Here is a 15,513-nt window from a genome sequence, read left to right on the forward strand (position 1 = left end):
ATTATTTACGTGCTTTTCCATCAAGGCTAAATAAGTGGACACTACGTTCTACCCGATAAATAGAAGACCTAAACATTTTGTCCGATATTCACTAGGGATGTTCCTCCTTAAGTCTCAAGTCTCTTTCAATTTAATTAAAATAACCGTCCAATTCAATTGGACGGAAATAGTTATTGTTTACCAATGACGTGTACGATCAAGTAGTTGGTCAATTTCAATTGGGCTCATTGTTAAGCAAGATGCTTCTTCGGCAATCTCAGCCGTTTCATCAAGTAATTTGTCTATGTCGGTGTAAAGTATTACCATGCCGAACCTCCAGAATGGTTTATTTACTATACAATCCGAAAGACAATAACATTTTGTGGGGGTACTTATATATTTTTTCATAGGTTGATTGGGATTTATGAATGCACAGTCTTGGTTGGGTTTTTATTATCACTTTCTGTAAACTTGAGTGTTGATTTCTGCTGCAAACAGTGGTGTTATACGTTAACAAAGCTCTTTTATGAGTTTACTAAAATAAACCTGTATCAAAAGTCATATTTGTATTAAAATGAATATCAATATTCGGAAAATTACCATTGCTACAGGAGGACTAGGAATGATTAGAAAGCTTTTGGCAAAGGACCATCAACAGGTTATGCAATTCCTTGCAGATGAACCTTCAATTAACTTATTTATTATTGGAGACATCGAGGCATTCGGCTATGATTCTACTTTTCAAGCACTATGGGGGGAGTTTTCCGATAGCGGGGATTTAGTTGCTGTCCTATTAAAGTATCATAATTCATTTATTCCATACGCAAAGGATGCCTTTGACATTCATGGGTTTACAGAGATTATTAAGTCCTTTACAACGGAGCCTTTACTATCTGGTAAAGCTGATATCGTTGAACAATTTGAAAGGATTCAAGGCCTTAAACTTGGTAGAAAACAAGAAACCTACTTTGCAGAGTGCCGGACAGATGCACACTTAGGAAGATCGGAATTACCTATTAAAAAAGCAACGCTAATGGATGTGGACCGTATTATTGAATTACGCTCAACAATTGATGAATTCGTTGTAACCGATACGTCTCGTGACATGCTCATTCAGTCAATGGAAACCAAGACGGGACGAACCTACTTCTTAGAAGAGAATGGCATCTTAACTGCATGTGCCTCAACAACAGCAGAGAACTCGGTTTCTGCAATGATTGTGGGCGTTTGTACCAATAAAAATCATCGACAAAAAGGTTTAGCTACTACTGTTTTACAGAAGCTTACCCAAGATGTGCTTACTGAAAATAAAATCCTTTGCCTGTTTTACGATAATCCGGCTGCTGGACGAATTTATAAAAGATTAGGCTTTCAAGACATCGGCAAATGGACCATGTACCGGTAAACCAAACTTATTAAAAGGACTCACCTGCTGGGTAGCCATTAGTGCTATCCTGCAGACGAGTCCATTTTTATTATTTACATTTTAGGGCGGCTCTAGAAATCGCTGCAACTGCATCCTCAATTTGTGTGGAACTAACATCAAAATTGGTCACAAACCGAACAGACGTCGTCCCAAACCCTCCCGCTAACACGCCTTCTGAATGCAGATGAGTAACAAATTCCTCTGAGCTAACTCCAAGTTCCTTCACATCTACAACAATAATATTTGTTTCTACAAGGTTTATTACATGAAGGCCATTAATATTTTCAATACCCTCTGCTAATTTCAAAGCATTCGCATGGTCGTCACCCAAGCGATCTGTCATTTTCGTGAGGGCAATTAATCCTGGTGCTGCAATAATCCCTGCTTGTCGCATTCCACCACCAAGCATTTTCCTCCATCTTCTTGCTATGTGAATAAATTCTTTACTTCCTGCAATAATCGATCCAACTGGTGCCCCGAGACCTTTTGATAAGCAAAACTGAACAGTATCAGCATATTGTGCAAAGTCTTTTACGTCTACACCTGCACTCTCTGCAGCATTAAACAATCTTGCTCCATCGATATGTACTGGAACTTGATGAGATTTGGCCATTTCATAGATTTCTCTCATATTCTCAACCGGAACAACTGCTCCGCCTGCACGATTATGGGTATTTTCAATAGAAATCATTCCTGTAACAGGATAATGAATATCCACACCTCTAACCGCATTTTTTACATCCTCAGGATTCATAGCCCCGCGAACTCCAGCGATTGTCCTAGTTTGGACTCCTCCTAACGCAGCTACAGCTCCCGCTTCATAATAAAAAATATGAGATTCAGCTTCTAAAATAATTTCTTGACCAGGTCGGCAGTGCGTCAGTACCGCAATCTGGTTCCCCTGTGTACCACTTGTTACCAACAATGCAGCTTCTTTGCCAAGAATATCGGCAGCTGTTTCTTCTAAAAGAGTGACAGTAGGATCTTCCCCATAAACATCATCCCCAACCTCTGCATCATACATTGCTTTTCTCATTTCTTGAGTTGGTTTTGTAACTGTATCACTTCGTAAGTCAATCATTCTTCGCTCCCCTTTCACCATTGCTTGAAATCTATGCAGTTGCTAATAGTTTCTATTTTAACAGAATTCTGTTTAAAGATTAGGGGAAATTTGACCTTTCCCTTATAGAGAATCCTGTTTCTACCCGGAACGACTAGTCACACTCATTGATTGATTTCATTCCTTTGTAGGAAGATTGTAACATTCCAACCAAACGTTTCGCTTTTTTACTTTTATAATAACATTATATTAAAAAAGATATCGGTGATTATACTACCTAGAACGAGGCTGAGAGAGAGGAGTAAATGCCTCCTATTAAACTATGAAAAGATGGTGATTAAGAATGCAAGGACATCAAAATGGGCATGGAGTAGCTGGAAAAGGGATGCATCCACGTGTAATTGACTATAATGTCAATCCTTTTATTGTGATTTGGGAAGTAACCAGAGCATGCCAACTAAAATGTGTACATTGTCGAGCAGATGCTCAAACAAACCCAGACCCTCGCGAATTAAACCATCTAGAAGGGCTCGACTTGATTGACCAGATTTATGATATGGGGAATCCGATGCTAGTAATTACAGGTGGAGGTGGAGATTGCATGCTGAGAGAAGACCTTTTTGAACTCGCTGATTATGCAGTAAAAAAAGGAATGCGTGTCTCGATGACACCGAGTGCGACACCGAGTGTGACAAAAGAGAAAATGGTTAGAGCAAAGAAAGTAGGACTATCACGTTGGGGCTTCTCGATTGATGGACCAACCCGTGCGATTCATGACCATTTTCGGGGCACTCCTGGAGCTTTTGATTTAACCTTAGAAAAAATAAAATACTTAAATGAATTAAACATGCCCTTGCAAATCAATACAGTTATTTCTCGCTATAACTATGATCATTTAGAAGAAATGGTCAAGCTCGTAACCGATATGAAAGCCGTCATGTGGTATTTTTTCCTGCTCGTTCCGACTGGACGGGGTCAATTAGATGCCTGTCTAACTCCTGCTGAACACGAAAAAGTATTTCGCTGGTTGTACGAATTGAGCAAAACAGCTCCCTTCGATATTAAGACAACAGCTGCACAGCATTATCGTCGAGTGGTCTTCCAACAAAAAGCTCGTGAAAACATTGTGGATAAGCACGAGATTCGTTACGAGGACACTTTAACAAAAGATATGGCTTCTTCCACTGATGGATTAAAACGTGCACCAAAAGGCGTGAATGATGGCAACGGATTTGCCTTTGTTTCACATACTGGAGATGTCATGCCAAGCGGTCTTTTACCTATTGTAGGTGGGAATATACGGGAACAACCACTCGCAGAGATTTATCGTAAAGCAAAGGTCTTTAAAGATCTTCGTCAGCCTGATAATTATAAAGGCAAATGTGGTGTGTGTGAATTCAGAAAAGTATGTGGTGGCTCTCGTTCAAGAACCTATGCAGTTACTGGTGATTATATGGAAAGTGAACCATTCTGTGTGTATATCCCAGAGGTAATGCGGTAAAAAGAATAGTGTTTTATCCTAACGCTAACTTTAAAGAGGCTCTTCCTACTTTGTTTCATACACTATAAAGGTTTTTTTGATGAAATCTCGACTCTTTACCCAGATTATAAAACAGCGGACTGATTTTTCAGTCCGCTAATCGTTATTTTCTCCATACGCGTTTATTTTCTACACGTCTTGTATAGCCTATTGAATCAAGCCGCTCGAGGAACGGAATCATATACTTTCTTGACAAATCGACTGCCTCTTTCGCCTCTCCTACTTCAAATTCAGAACCTGTGTGGTTTCTAAGCTTCGTTACAGCTTCTTCGAATAACTCCATATCCCAGTAATATTGGTCATCTAATGGAACAATTGTCTTTTGTTCTTCAAGAAACCTTTTTAATTCTCCAGAAAGGTTATCAGGGATTCCTGCATCCTTAAAGTAATCCTTTAGGTAACGAACCTTTAATCCATCTTTTCGTAATTCTTTTAATAGATTTTCTGTCCGTTTTTCCCAATTTTTTGGAACATGCGGTTCGAAGGAAGCTGTTTTAACATATTGATCCTTCCGGGTGAAGATTCCCTTTTTAAGCCCATTTTCAACCACGAAATCCAGGAGGTTCTTAGGAAACATTTTTTGCATACTTTGAAGAAGCTCGGCCTTATTAAGTCCCTGGCGCATTGGATTTTCACGATGGTAATCTTCTAGCTTGTCCGTGATATCATCTTCAATCGCCTCAATCAGCTTCGTTAGCGTATACTCCTTCCCATTATATAAAACAAACTCTTCACTCTGAAGAGTATCTTTTAATGTTCCCTCATCTAGAGCGGTGCGTTTATTTAATTCAATGAGTGGTAAGCTTTTTGCTTCGTATAATGCCGCTGAAACACGTTCGATTGGAGAACCAACTTTTTTCTTTTCAAGTTCTGCAATTGTTTTCTCACCAAAACGATATTTATTGCCACGAGGGTCGATTACCCAACCACCACCTATTGTTTCCTGGGGACTTGGTCTGCGGATAATAAACCGATCGCCTCGTTTTGTGACAATCTCTTCCTCTAATCGGAGCTGACAAAGAATCTCTTCATTTTCTTCTTTTAATTCATTTCTGTCAAAAAAGACAATTCTCCCCATTACTTCTGCTGTTCCGATATGACATTTGATTGGCGTTCGTTGCTTAACCAAATACTCAAGGTCTTCAACTACCTTGATGGCAACATCAAGAGTTCTCGTCACAATAAATTGCTCAGAAGAAACAAGTACTTCCCCGCGTTCAATGTCTTCCTTTGAAACACCAGACAGATTAATCGCTACACGCTGACCTGCAAACGCTGAGGAAGCTGGCTTATGGTGCACCTGTAACTGACGCGCTCTGACTTCAAGTCCTTTCGGCATTACTTTTAAAAGCTGCCCTTCTTCAACACTTCCCTCATATACTGTTCCTCTAACCACAGTTCCTTGCCCTTTCACTGTGAACACTTGGTCGATTGGCAAGCGAAAAGCTCCGCGAGAATCACGAACCTCTTGTTGTTTCAAAGTCTCGATAATTTTTGACTTTAACTCTTCAATCCCTTTTTTAGACAGTGAGTCCACCAACATAAAAGGCGCGTCCTCAAAAACAGTTCCTTCTAACTCACCTAAAATATCATCTTTGACAAGATCAATGAATTCTTCCTCGACACGATCCACCTTCGTGACCGCGATGATTCCTGCTTTAATGCCCAGGAACCCCAAAATATCAAGATGTTCTTTCGTTTGCGGCATAACACCTTCGTCGGCAGCCACGACTAGTACGACTAGGTCAATTCCTGCTACTCCAGCAATCATTTGACGGATGAATCGCTCGTGTCCTGGCACATCAACAACCGAAATTTGCAATTCATCATCTTCGTATAAGGGAGCGAACCCTAGCTCAATTGATATTTGCCGTTCTTTTTCTTCTTTTAATCGATCTGTATCGACGTTTGTCAACGCTTTCGTTAATGTCGTTTTTCCATGGTCGATATGGCCAGCCATACCGATTGTAAAATATCGTTTACTCAATACTGACACCTTCTTTTATCTCATCTACCATTAATACTCTACCTTGTCTGACACTTTTGTTCAAGAAACGATTCTTTAAACGATTAGTGACCCAAGAGCTCCACAATATTCTCCGTCTGGTAAGAAATGCGGAGTAAGTCCAACCAAGGTTGAAAAACGCTCTAATCCAACCTGCAATGCAGGGTTCTCAATAAGCGTACTCCCGATATAAACGATTACCTTGGTTTGGTAATAAGTTGCGGTTTGATTACTAAGGAGTACAATGGTTTCCGCAATCATATTCACAAGAGCCGCCATCATGTCTGATTCTGAATGAACGCCAAGTTTTTCTACTTTGGCAAAATTACTAGCTGTTAATGTCCCCTCAATAGGTGGCTCTCCAGGATGATAAATGTCCTTCACCAACAAGTCAATAGAAGCTCTATCGCCTTCCATTGCCTGTTCGGCCAGTTGGGAATATTCAACCTTAGAAGAAAGAAGCTTCCCAAGACCCATAAATGTTCCACCACCAATGCCACTCCCGAGTATTCTTTCTGTTTTCTCTTCTTCAATCAGATACCATGATGTTCCTGTGCCGATGTTAACAAGCATGAATTTTGAGGCGATTTGAAGTCTAGACTGTTTTATTAGATAATTCGCCCCCACACAGGTGGCCTTAAATTCTGTTACCACCCTAGCCTGTGGAAAGTATCTTTTCTTTAAATATTCAGCCTTCCCTCCAGTTAGATTTACCTCTGCTTGCTGAGCTAGAATAGATAACCACCCCATTGCCTCGTCTAGCTTTTCGATTGGATACTTTTTATATGTAATCTTTCCTTTTTCTTCTATTACGATTTTCAATAATGTTCCACCTGCATCAATCCCGATCTTCTTTTTCAGCATCCAACACCCTCCTTAGGGTAGTGATAAGCGTAGCTCCTTGTTAATAATCTATCATAAAAACTCTTATTCGAACGAATTAGAAGTATGCTGGCTTTTTCAAGTAAAAAAAGAGGGGCACACTAAAGTAAAGTGTACCCCTCTTGGAATCTGAAAGTTGTTGTATGTTTAGACGTCAAGTCATTAAACTGAGAAATAAAACTCTGTTTCACTTCCAGATTGGGTAGCTGTCACTTCTAGGCGAGCATCAATCCGTTCCTTTAGTTCTGGAACATGTGAAATGATCCCGACTAAACGACCGCTACTTTGAATATCAATCAATGCCTCGATTGCCTGATCTAAAGATTCTGGGTCAAGCGTTCCAAAGCCTTCGTCAATGAACATGGTCTCTAATGACACACCACCGGCATAATTTTGAACAACATCTGCTAAACCTAGCGCTAAAGAAAGGGCTGCTTTGAAGCTTTCCCCACCCGAGAGAGTTTTTACGTGGCGTGTTTGACTCGTATACTGGTCAAACACCAACAGTTCTAGTCCACTCTGAACATTTCCCTTCGAACGATCAGTTTTTCGTAATAGTTTGTAACGTCCACTTGTCATTTTTCCCAACCGAACATTCGCTTCTGTTAAAATATCATCAAGAAATGCAGCAAGAACAAAGCGCTCGAACGTAATTCGATACGTATTCTGTCCCTTAGATATTTCGTAAAGATGCCCAATCAGATTATACCGTTCTTCTAATGACTTAATATTCTCATTGATGCTCTCGACAGTAGCTACAATCTGTTTATTCTCACGCAATTTAATATAAAGATTTTGGTACTCTTCCTCTAAGTTTGCAATCACCTGTTCAAGTTCTAATAAAGCCGTACGCACTCCCTCAATATCAGGACGTTTAGCATCTTTTAATAGTTTTGAATATTCGTCTAAACGGTCCGAAACGGAACGAAACTCCTCTCGATAATTACGGGTTTCCGCTTCTAGTTTTTCAACCACCACGTCATCTCGTTTAGCTTCCCGGTATAGTGAATAGGTTTCAAAACCCTGTTGATTCATTGTATTGATAAAGGTAGCCCGCTCATCATCCAATTTGGTTTTCGTCTCATTGAGTCGTTTTTCTGCTTCCTCGAAGCGAGTTTTTTCCTTGTCTAGTAAATCCTTTGCATCCTGATATCGTTGTTGGGATAATTCAAGCTGACTAGCTAATTCCTCCTGAACACGAACTGCTCGTATATACTGCTGTTCAAATGCCTGCGAGGAGCGCAAATCCGCTGGAATACTTCCCATCAAACGAGCCAATGTCGTCTTCTTTTCTGTAAACTGAATCGTTAGTTGTTGCCGCTCACTATCAAGTGCTTTCTTTTTCTCCTGCAACTCTACCTTCACGTGATCAAGCTTTACAAGCTCTTCTTTTACTAATGGAAGTTGTTTCATTTTACTAGAAACTGCTCGTTGGTCTGTAACAAGTTGAGAAAGCTTGGATTCCACTGTTAGGATACGCTCCTGTAATTCATGAGCATCAAAATCAGGGTCCATGTTCTTGAGTTCAGAAAATAATTCATCGCCATTTTCTACAAGTGTATTTAATGTGAGGCTTATCTCCATCAAAACTTTTTCACATTTATTTTTCTCTTTCTCAAGAAGGTCAGCTTGTTCCCTTGCGGCTTTAATATCCTTCTCGGTGGGAATTGACCCCTCTTCAGCTTTAGCTGGCTTAGGATGATGATTTGAGCCGCAAACCGGACATTCATGTCCATCAGTTAACTTGCTAGCCAATACGGCTGCCTGCGAATGTAACCATGTCTGCTCAAGAGTTTGAACTAGCGCTTTCCCATCGAGGAGCCTCGCTTCTGCATTTTCCAGTTCAGCTCTACGCTTATCATTTTCAAGGTTGCCTTGCTGAATTCGAAGTAGAATTGTTTCATATTTTTTGAGCTTGTCCAATTCTTGTTCGAGCTTTTCAATCTTCCGTTCACCCTCTAGGAAGGTAAGCTGGGATTTTTCAATTTCTTCTTTATTTACTTGAAGAGTTTTCAACTTTTCCTCGGTAGCCCGTACGGATTCTTCACATTGCTCGTTTTGCTTTTGGACAGAAGTAAGACTCTGATTTACACGTTCCGTTTCCTGTTTCATGCCAGCAAAAGCTCTTACATCGTCTTTCATGTGCTCTAGCCGATTAACGGCCTCAACGGCATCCTTCCGTTCCTGTTCTCGAGCTGTTTGCTTTTCGAACTCTTGCTTACTCACATTCATGTTTTCTGTTAATATAGTTATCTTTTCAGAGGTAGTCCTCAAGAATACCTCTACTTGATCAAGGTCTTTCTTCAGCCTATGACATAGCGCTTCTTGACTTTCGAGAATTGCTGCCTTTTTAGCATTTTGTATTTCTAATTCTTTTCCCTCAAAAATAACCCTTTGTCCTTCAAGCTCTATTTTTTTCTGCTGTAACCCTTCCATTACTTGTAGCTGCTTTAATAGAGATTCAGCTTCAAAAAGCTGTTGCTGCACCTGATCACGCTGTTGTTGCTTATTATTTTTCTCAGCATTTAAAGCCGCTAGTTTTGTCTCCATCGCACCAATTTCATTTTTTATTAATGGAATCATTAGGACATCATTTGTACTAGCACTTTCAAGAAATTCTATTAATTCCTCATTACCCAACGCCTGTGCCCTCCGTAGAGTGGCGCTTCGTTCATCAATTTGAATTTCAACCGTTTTTTTAAGTTCTGTTGCTTCCTCTTTCAGACGCTCCTCTACCTTTTTATAGATTTCAGTATGAAACAGCCTCTGTAGAATCACTTCTTTCTCTTTACTATCAGAAGTTAATAGTTTTCTAAATTCTCCTTGGGGGATCATTAATATTTGGCGAAATTGATTGCTATCGATAATCATAATTTCTTTAATCTTTTCGTCCACATCGCGAACATTGGCTGCAAGTAACTTCGGCGAATTGTTACCCTCTAGCAGATACAGCTCTGCCTTTGCTCCCACCGTTGTATAACCATCTCCACGCTCTTTTCGTTTTTCCTGCTGAGGAGAACGAGTAATTCGGTACGATTTTTGGCGAAGTGAGAAATCTAGACTAACCTCAGTTAGTACATCATCCTTTGCAAACTGACTTCGAAGGTCACTGCCATTTCGGTCTTCTCCACTTGCCTTGCCGTAAATGGCATAGCTGATGCCGTCAAAAATCGTTGTTTTCCCGGAACCTGTTTTGCCTGAAACAACAAACATAGTACGATTTTCAAGTCTAGTAAAATCAATAATTTCCGTCCCTGCATAGGGTCCAAAAGCCTGTAGAGTTAATTTTAATGGTTTCATTTTTGTCCCTCCGCTTTTAGGACATTGTTCATAATTCCTGTCATAATTTCACGCTTCTCATCGGTGAATTCAGCCGTTGTCATTTCCCGGTAAAAATGTTCAAACAAGTCTATTTCAGTTTTCTTGTCGTCTTTAAAGGATTGAAAATTCCTTAAATGTTTTTGATCTAATGACTCAATTTTCCGTTCGAGGTGCAAAACATTCGGGTATATTTGCCGGAGCTTGCCAATTGGATCAATTAAAGAACCACCGTCCAGTAGCGTAACCTTAAGATAATCATCCACCTTTTGCTTTTCATAAAATTGTGGATCAAGCAGCTCCTCAAGATATCCTTCTACTTCCCGCATATCCTGCCTTGGAGTTAAGGTTCTTTGTCTAATATTGAAGCTACCATTGTCGTTCATCTCAATAATAGAGATTGATTTCCGCTGTTTCGCTTCAGAGAAAGAATACTTCATCAATGAACCAGAATATTTTATCTTGTCATGGCGAATAGCATCAGGACTATGTAGGTGTCCTAGTGCTGTATAGGAAAAGGGGGCAAACAAATCTGAGGTTACACACCCGGACCCACCGACCGATAAGGTCCGTTCCGATTCACAAGTCTCTCCGCCGAGGACAAAGGCATGTCCCACTAAGACATTCGGTTCGTTTGGATTTATATTTTCTTCAATTTTACCAATGAGCGCTTTCATCGCATCTTGATGAGAATGGACGGTTGGGTCATCTAGAAGGTGGCGCACTTGTCCTGGCTCAGCATATGGTACTAAGTGAAAATTGACGCCATTCACCTGGACCGGATGTAGGTCAGGTGTCAACTTTCCTGTTAAATAAAAATGATTATGTTTGTACCAGGAGCTTCCGAACGAAAGGCGCTCAGCACTATCATGATTTCCCGCAATCGCAACAATCGGAATGTTAAGCTCCACATTTATTTTAAAAAGCACTTCGTCTAAAAGCTCCACTGCATCAATAGGTGGCACCGAACGGTCATAGAGATCACCCGCTATTACGACCGCATCTGGCTTCTCTTCCGCGACCACATCAATAAATTGGTTTAACAGAAATCGCTGATCTTCCGTCATATATATTCCGTGAACTAGCTTCCCCAAGTGCCAGTCTCCTGTATGGATAAATTTCAATCTCCTCACCTCTCCTTATCTCTTTCTCCAATGCTATCATTATAGCAGACAAGTTATCTCCTTAATCAGGACAAAATAAGGAAACAATTCCAAGCAACTATTTATCTCAATCCCCACTTTTTCATTGAACTGAATTAGGAAACATTCTGCCATTTGCTCCCTCACCAAGGAACGTACGTTCTTATTTTATCAATAAAACTAGAAAGAATCTACCTAAAACTATCAGTTATGCTAATGTTTCCGTTTCAATCAGATTTGTTTTAAATATAGCCATCAAAAGAAAAAAAGGATGCATTGTCTTTTTCATGCATCCCTTTTTCCTTATATTACTCTAATTTATACATTTGTTCTTTAATAAACCTTCGTCTCTTTTCAATAAATTCTGCAATTACGGTAGGCTCTTGATCAAATTTTTCAATTGCATGTTTCTTATAGGGGTCTCTAAGAACATAGGGGCGTAGATTGTTCACTAGACGCTCTATTTTAGGATTCATTTGCTCTAATGTAAAAGTGGTATTTAGCATTTCCCTTAAGATTTGTTGGTAACGTCTTCGAAAGGAATCAACGTCCAAAATCCTGGCCGTTAAAGTGTTAAAACCCGTAATGGGCACAAAGTCAGATCCAAGAAGCCTCCCGTGTACATCTCTCCCCCATGTAGCATCATAATCCCAAGGAATAATTTCAAAACGTCCTGTAGCCCCGTTTCGATATAAAGCATAATTATGAACAAATCCATCATAATTTTGGGTGAGCACCACCCCTGCTAACCAACGCAGATATTTTTCAACGTCTAGAATTCTGATAATCTCTTTATTAAAGTCCGCACGAGAAAGGGTATTAATCCTGATAATCATCTCTTCTAAATCTGTTTCGGTTTGCTTACTTCCGTACTTCCTTTCATAACCAGAGGTAAGAGACGCTTTGGTTTTTTTTCCAATTCCACTTAATAATGAAAAATTACCATCCCCATTTACCGCATAAAAAATAGCTCCTAAAGGGAGATTTCTTTTCATTAAAAACTGTTGATCAACCGATTCAAGCTCTAAGTAAATTCCTTGTGCCTTCCCATTTAAGGTTAAGAAAACATGTTTTGAAGTTGGTGAAAGACAACCAACCTCGGAAAAGAAATCAAGCGATAGCTTGTTCCGAATGAATGATGGATCTTTATATTCAGCATTAAGATGAATTTCTCTAGCACCTTGATAAATAGCTGGTTTGTAAAAGCCAATATGGTAAGACTTCTTTTTGAACTCACGTATGTGGGAACCACGATAAGCGATATCCACATCTAGCTTCTCACCTTTAGTTAAAAGTTTTGCTGGGACTGGATCGTCAATCCATACGTCACGCTGAAGTTCATTTAAGTCTAGGGGTTCAATAAATAAATTGTACATAGGTATGCTCATGTTCCTCCCCCTTCTTCCTTTTTATTAAATCGTATGTAAAAGGGGGTCATGTCCTCTAAATCATTCGTCCATTTTTATTAAAAATACGCACTAGCCCACCACCTTTTTAGGTTCTTGCAGTATTTTATTAATAGAACAAGAAATAAATATGAGGGAGGTTTGGTTTTGACACGTTCATATTCAAGTCATGATATTGAAAAAGCTGTTGAAATAGCTGAGACAAGGGGGCTTGATGACTTTTTGATGCAACACCCCCATGAGAAACGGATTGATACGGATAAAAAAACTGAGAGGGAATTTCACAGAAATTTTACAGGGCAACAAGAAAGAAATGAAAACACTAAGAAGAGCATCTTTGATGTGATTATGTTTGGTTCAAGTCATCCAAAAACACACCATAAGGATTCTCACGCAGACCAGATAATGACAAGTAGTTCAAGTGAAAGAAGTGAGTCTCCTAGAATAGAAGACGATATGACGACCTGCGATCCTTGTGAAGAAGTGCAAGAAATTGTCAGAGGAATTAGAGCTGGAAAATATAAACTTAGAACGACAGCGTTACAGGGAGGCAGCACCACGGAAAGAACTCATCATAATAAGAACAACAGATTAAGACATCCTGAACACTGGCGTACGCTAAACAATCACAAAAGAGAAACTAGAATGAACGAGGTACAACAGGATCAGCTCCACTATCACAGTGCCTACTGGGAAAATGGGAATATGTGGGCATTAAAACTAAAGCTGAAGTAACGGAACTTAGAGTACTTTTATGAATTAATAAAAGCCCAACCAAATTGGCTGGGCTTAGAATTTTTATAGTTGAATAATATTATAGTTTAACAACATTAGAAGCTTGAGGTCCACGAGCACCTTCAACTACTTCGAAGGAAACTTCTTGACCTTCATCTAAAGATTTGAAGCCTTCAGATTGAATAGCAGAGAAATGAACAAATACGTCATTGCCATCTTCAGTTTCGATGAATCCGAAACCTTTTTCAGCGTTAAACCATTTAACTTTACCGTTTTTCATAAAAAAAAATCCTCCTAGATTGGCTATCTATCAATAGCCGCGTTGATTTTGCCCATTCACAACGTTTAGTATTGCAGTTCATACTCAACTTATTCAAACCATACATCTTTCGAACAAGCTAATTGCGTTATCTAACTCGTGCAATCGGCTCCTTAAATTTACCATCGTTTTAAAAATATGTCAATATGAAAACCCTTACAAAATTACCTTTCAACACCCTTAAAATGTACACTATGTATCAAAAGGGCTGGACAAGAATGATAAAACGCTCCTCGGATTTTTATTGCAGAGTAAGATTTTATTACAGTAATTTCACGAATTTACCTACATTTTAAAAAGACGATATCGATAAGAACTATGGATTTTGAAAAAAATATTATTTTCTTATTTTACAAGTCCACCTTCTTATTTGCTAATGCGGCGAAGTGCCAATTTGTTGGTTAGTGAAGTGCGAAGTTCACCAAGATCCCCTTTAATCAGAATGACGAAACCCCTAAAGCCAAATGACTCTAAGGGTTTCCAAAAGGTTATTAGGGTGTCCTATGCTTATCTTCTTCTACGATGTTTTTTCTTTCTGTTATCATCGTCTTCATCTCTGATCCCAGCTACAAGATCATTGATTAAACAACGACGAACTGCACGGCAAATGTCTTCACTGTTAACATAAGCCTTCACTGGAACTCTGAAATTGTCAAACGTTCCTAGCACGGCATCATCGTTTCTGTTGTGTCCTCTGTCAAAAGTACCTGCGACATCCCCAGTGTCTCTCTTGCGGCGGCGTCCAGTTTGAGCACCTGCTACATCTCCAGTATCTCTCTTGCGACGGCGTCCAGTTTGAGCACCTGCTACATTTCCTCTTCCTCTTTTGTCGTCACTAGTGAATAGTCCAGCGACATCATCATTATAATATCCCATTTGAATTTCCCTCCTTTCGGCTTTGTACTGTATACTATGTAGTCCTTGTACAGGCTGTTAAGGCGAATATCTATCCAACAGTTAAAATGGGTTATTATTTTGAAGCACAATTTTCAGATTAAACTCTCTAGTTGATTAAAAGTGGATGATTTAACCGTTTTGCACGGGAGGTTGCTCTAAGAATGTACTGTTGGGAAAATAAAAAAATATAGTGAAAAAGTTCTGAGAATAAAAAAACAAATTTCTCACTCTAAATGTTTGGATAATTTGATGTATTTTGTGTTATAATATTAAAATTTTCATATCTTATATAAAAGTACGTAAACTTCTTCGTAAATTCCCATAAACAGGGGATTACCTATAAACCACAAAACGCACCACTGGATTTTTGTTCGAAAAGTACCTCAATATTTTTAGGAGGGATAAGGATGACAGAAATTCTAATTCTTATTTTCCTAATTTTATTTATTGTTTTTTTAAAGATGGCGATAGCCGCTTATTTAAAGAAAACCAATAATAAACACCTTTACATTTCACTTTGCCTTTTAAGTATGATTAGTGTATTCCTAATGCTGTTTTTATTCCCAACTAGTTTTGAGGAGATTAGAACTGACAAGCAAACAACCAACCAAACAAATGTTAAGAGTGGATGATTTAAAAGATCCTGATGAATGAAAATGGCATAGAAGATAAAAAATTTAGGAACATCCTTGAAGTATCAAATGGGATGAATAAATATTTTTCCTTTGTCTCCCCTTGAATTTTAGTGGAGGCATTTTTATTAGGACAAGAAGTTTTAAATTCCCATGCTTGTTCATAAAATGT

The 15,513-nt window shown here is 39.1% G+C and carries 13 protein-coding genes; 4 read left to right on the forward strand and 9 right to left on the reverse strand.

From position 1 onward, the window contains the following. Positions 1–177: 177 nt before the first annotated feature. The gene (locus H0185_RS24185) at positions 178–306 is read right to left on the reverse strand and encodes a hypothetical protein (RefSeq protein WP_281427513.1); all 129 of its coding nucleotides are present in this window, start codon (positions 304–306) and stop codon (positions 178–180) included. Between the two features lie 295 nt (positions 307–601). Here H0185_RS24185 and H0185_RS02010 point away from each other — a divergent pair, with 295 nt between their 5' ends. Continuing rightward, positions 602–1,384, forward strand: coding sequence for a GNAT family N-acetyltransferase (locus H0185_RS02010; RefSeq protein WP_221870690.1), 783 nt, complete (start codon positions 602–604; stop codon positions 1,382–1,384). 70 nt (positions 1,385–1,454) lie between these two features. On the opposite strand, the gene ltaE is transcribed toward H0185_RS02010, so the two are convergent. Beyond that, positions 1,455–2,486: a low-specificity L-threonine aldolase gene (ltaE, locus tag H0185_RS02015; protein ID WP_221870692.1), complete on the reverse strand. Its 1,032-nt coding sequence runs from the start codon at positions 2,484–2,486 to the stop codon at positions 1,455–1,457. A 322-nt stretch (positions 2,487–2,808) separates the two neighbouring features. On the opposite strand from ltaE, the gene H0185_RS02020 reads away from it, so the two are divergent. After that, complete coding sequence (locus H0185_RS02020) at positions 2,809–3,966, forward strand: TIGR04053 family radical SAM/SPASM domain-containing protein (protein ID WP_221870694.1); 1,158 nt, start codon at positions 2,809–2,811, stop codon at positions 3,964–3,966. A gap of 142 nt (positions 3,967–4,108) precedes the next feature. Here H0185_RS02020 and selB read toward each other — a convergent pair whose 3' ends face one another. From selB to H0185_RS02045, 5 genes are all read right to left on the reverse strand, one after another. Then, a complete protein-coding gene (gene selB, locus H0185_RS02025; RefSeq protein ID WP_221870696.1) occupies positions 4,109–5,992 on the reverse strand; it encodes a selenocysteine-specific translation elongation factor in 1,884 nt (627 codons plus the stop codon). A 75-nt stretch (positions 5,993–6,067) separates the two neighbouring features. Next, entirely contained in the window at positions 6,068–6,874 is an 807-nt protein-coding gene (coaW, locus tag H0185_RS02030) for a type II pantothenate kinase (RefSeq protein WP_221870698.1), read from the reverse strand. Between the two features lie 180 nt (positions 6,875–7,054). Continuing rightward, the gene (locus H0185_RS02035) at positions 7,055–10,192 is read right to left on the reverse strand and encodes an AAA family ATPase (protein ID WP_221870700.1); all 3,138 of its coding nucleotides are present in this window, start codon (positions 10,190–10,192) and stop codon (positions 7,055–7,057) included. Beyond that, the gene (locus H0185_RS02040) at positions 10,189–11,334 is read right to left on the reverse strand and encodes an exonuclease SbcCD subunit D (protein ID WP_221870702.1); all 1,146 of its coding nucleotides are present in this window, start codon (positions 11,332–11,334) and stop codon (positions 10,189–10,191) included. The genes H0185_RS02035 and H0185_RS02040 overlap by 4 nt, the downstream gene beginning before the upstream one ends. A gap of 326 nt (positions 11,335–11,660) precedes the next feature. After that, on the reverse strand, positions 11,661–12,740 hold the full coding sequence (locus H0185_RS02045) for a CotH kinase family protein (protein WP_221870704.1): 1,080 nt from the start codon (positions 12,738–12,740) through the stop codon (positions 11,661–11,663). Positions 12,741–12,905: 165 nt separating this feature from the next. Between H0185_RS02045 and H0185_RS02050 the strand changes: the two genes are divergently transcribed. Next, positions 12,906–13,493 (forward strand): CotG/ExsB N-terminal domain-containing protein, encoded by a 588-nt coding sequence (locus H0185_RS02050; protein ID WP_221870706.1) that lies wholly within the window; start codon positions 12,906–12,908, stop codon positions 13,491–13,493. 79 nt (positions 13,494–13,572) lie between these two features. Here the strand turns inward: H0185_RS02050 and cspD are convergent, their stop codons facing one another. Together cspD and H0185_RS02060 are read right to left on the reverse strand one after the other, a co-directional pair. Then, positions 13,573–13,773, reverse strand: coding sequence for a cold-shock protein CspD (gene cspD / locus H0185_RS02055; protein WP_221870707.1), 201 nt, complete (start codon positions 13,771–13,773; stop codon positions 13,573–13,575). Between the two features lie 546 nt (positions 13,774–14,319). Further along, positions 14,320–14,688 (reverse strand): hypothetical protein, encoded by a 369-nt coding sequence (locus H0185_RS02060; protein WP_221870831.1) that lies wholly within the window; start codon positions 14,686–14,688, stop codon positions 14,320–14,322. Positions 14,689–15,116: 428 nt separating this feature from the next. Between H0185_RS02060 and H0185_RS02065 the strand changes: the two genes are divergently transcribed. After that, complete coding sequence (locus tag H0185_RS02065; protein ID WP_221870710.1) at positions 15,117–15,341, forward strand: hypothetical protein; 225 nt, start codon at positions 15,117–15,119, stop codon at positions 15,339–15,341. Positions 15,342–15,513 lie beyond the last annotated feature (172 nt).

The organism is Mesobacillus maritimus, from assembly GCF_019749255.1.
Classification (GTDB): Bacteria; Bacillota; Bacilli; order Bacillales; family Cytobacillaceae; genus Mesobacillus_B; species Mesobacillus_B maritimus_A.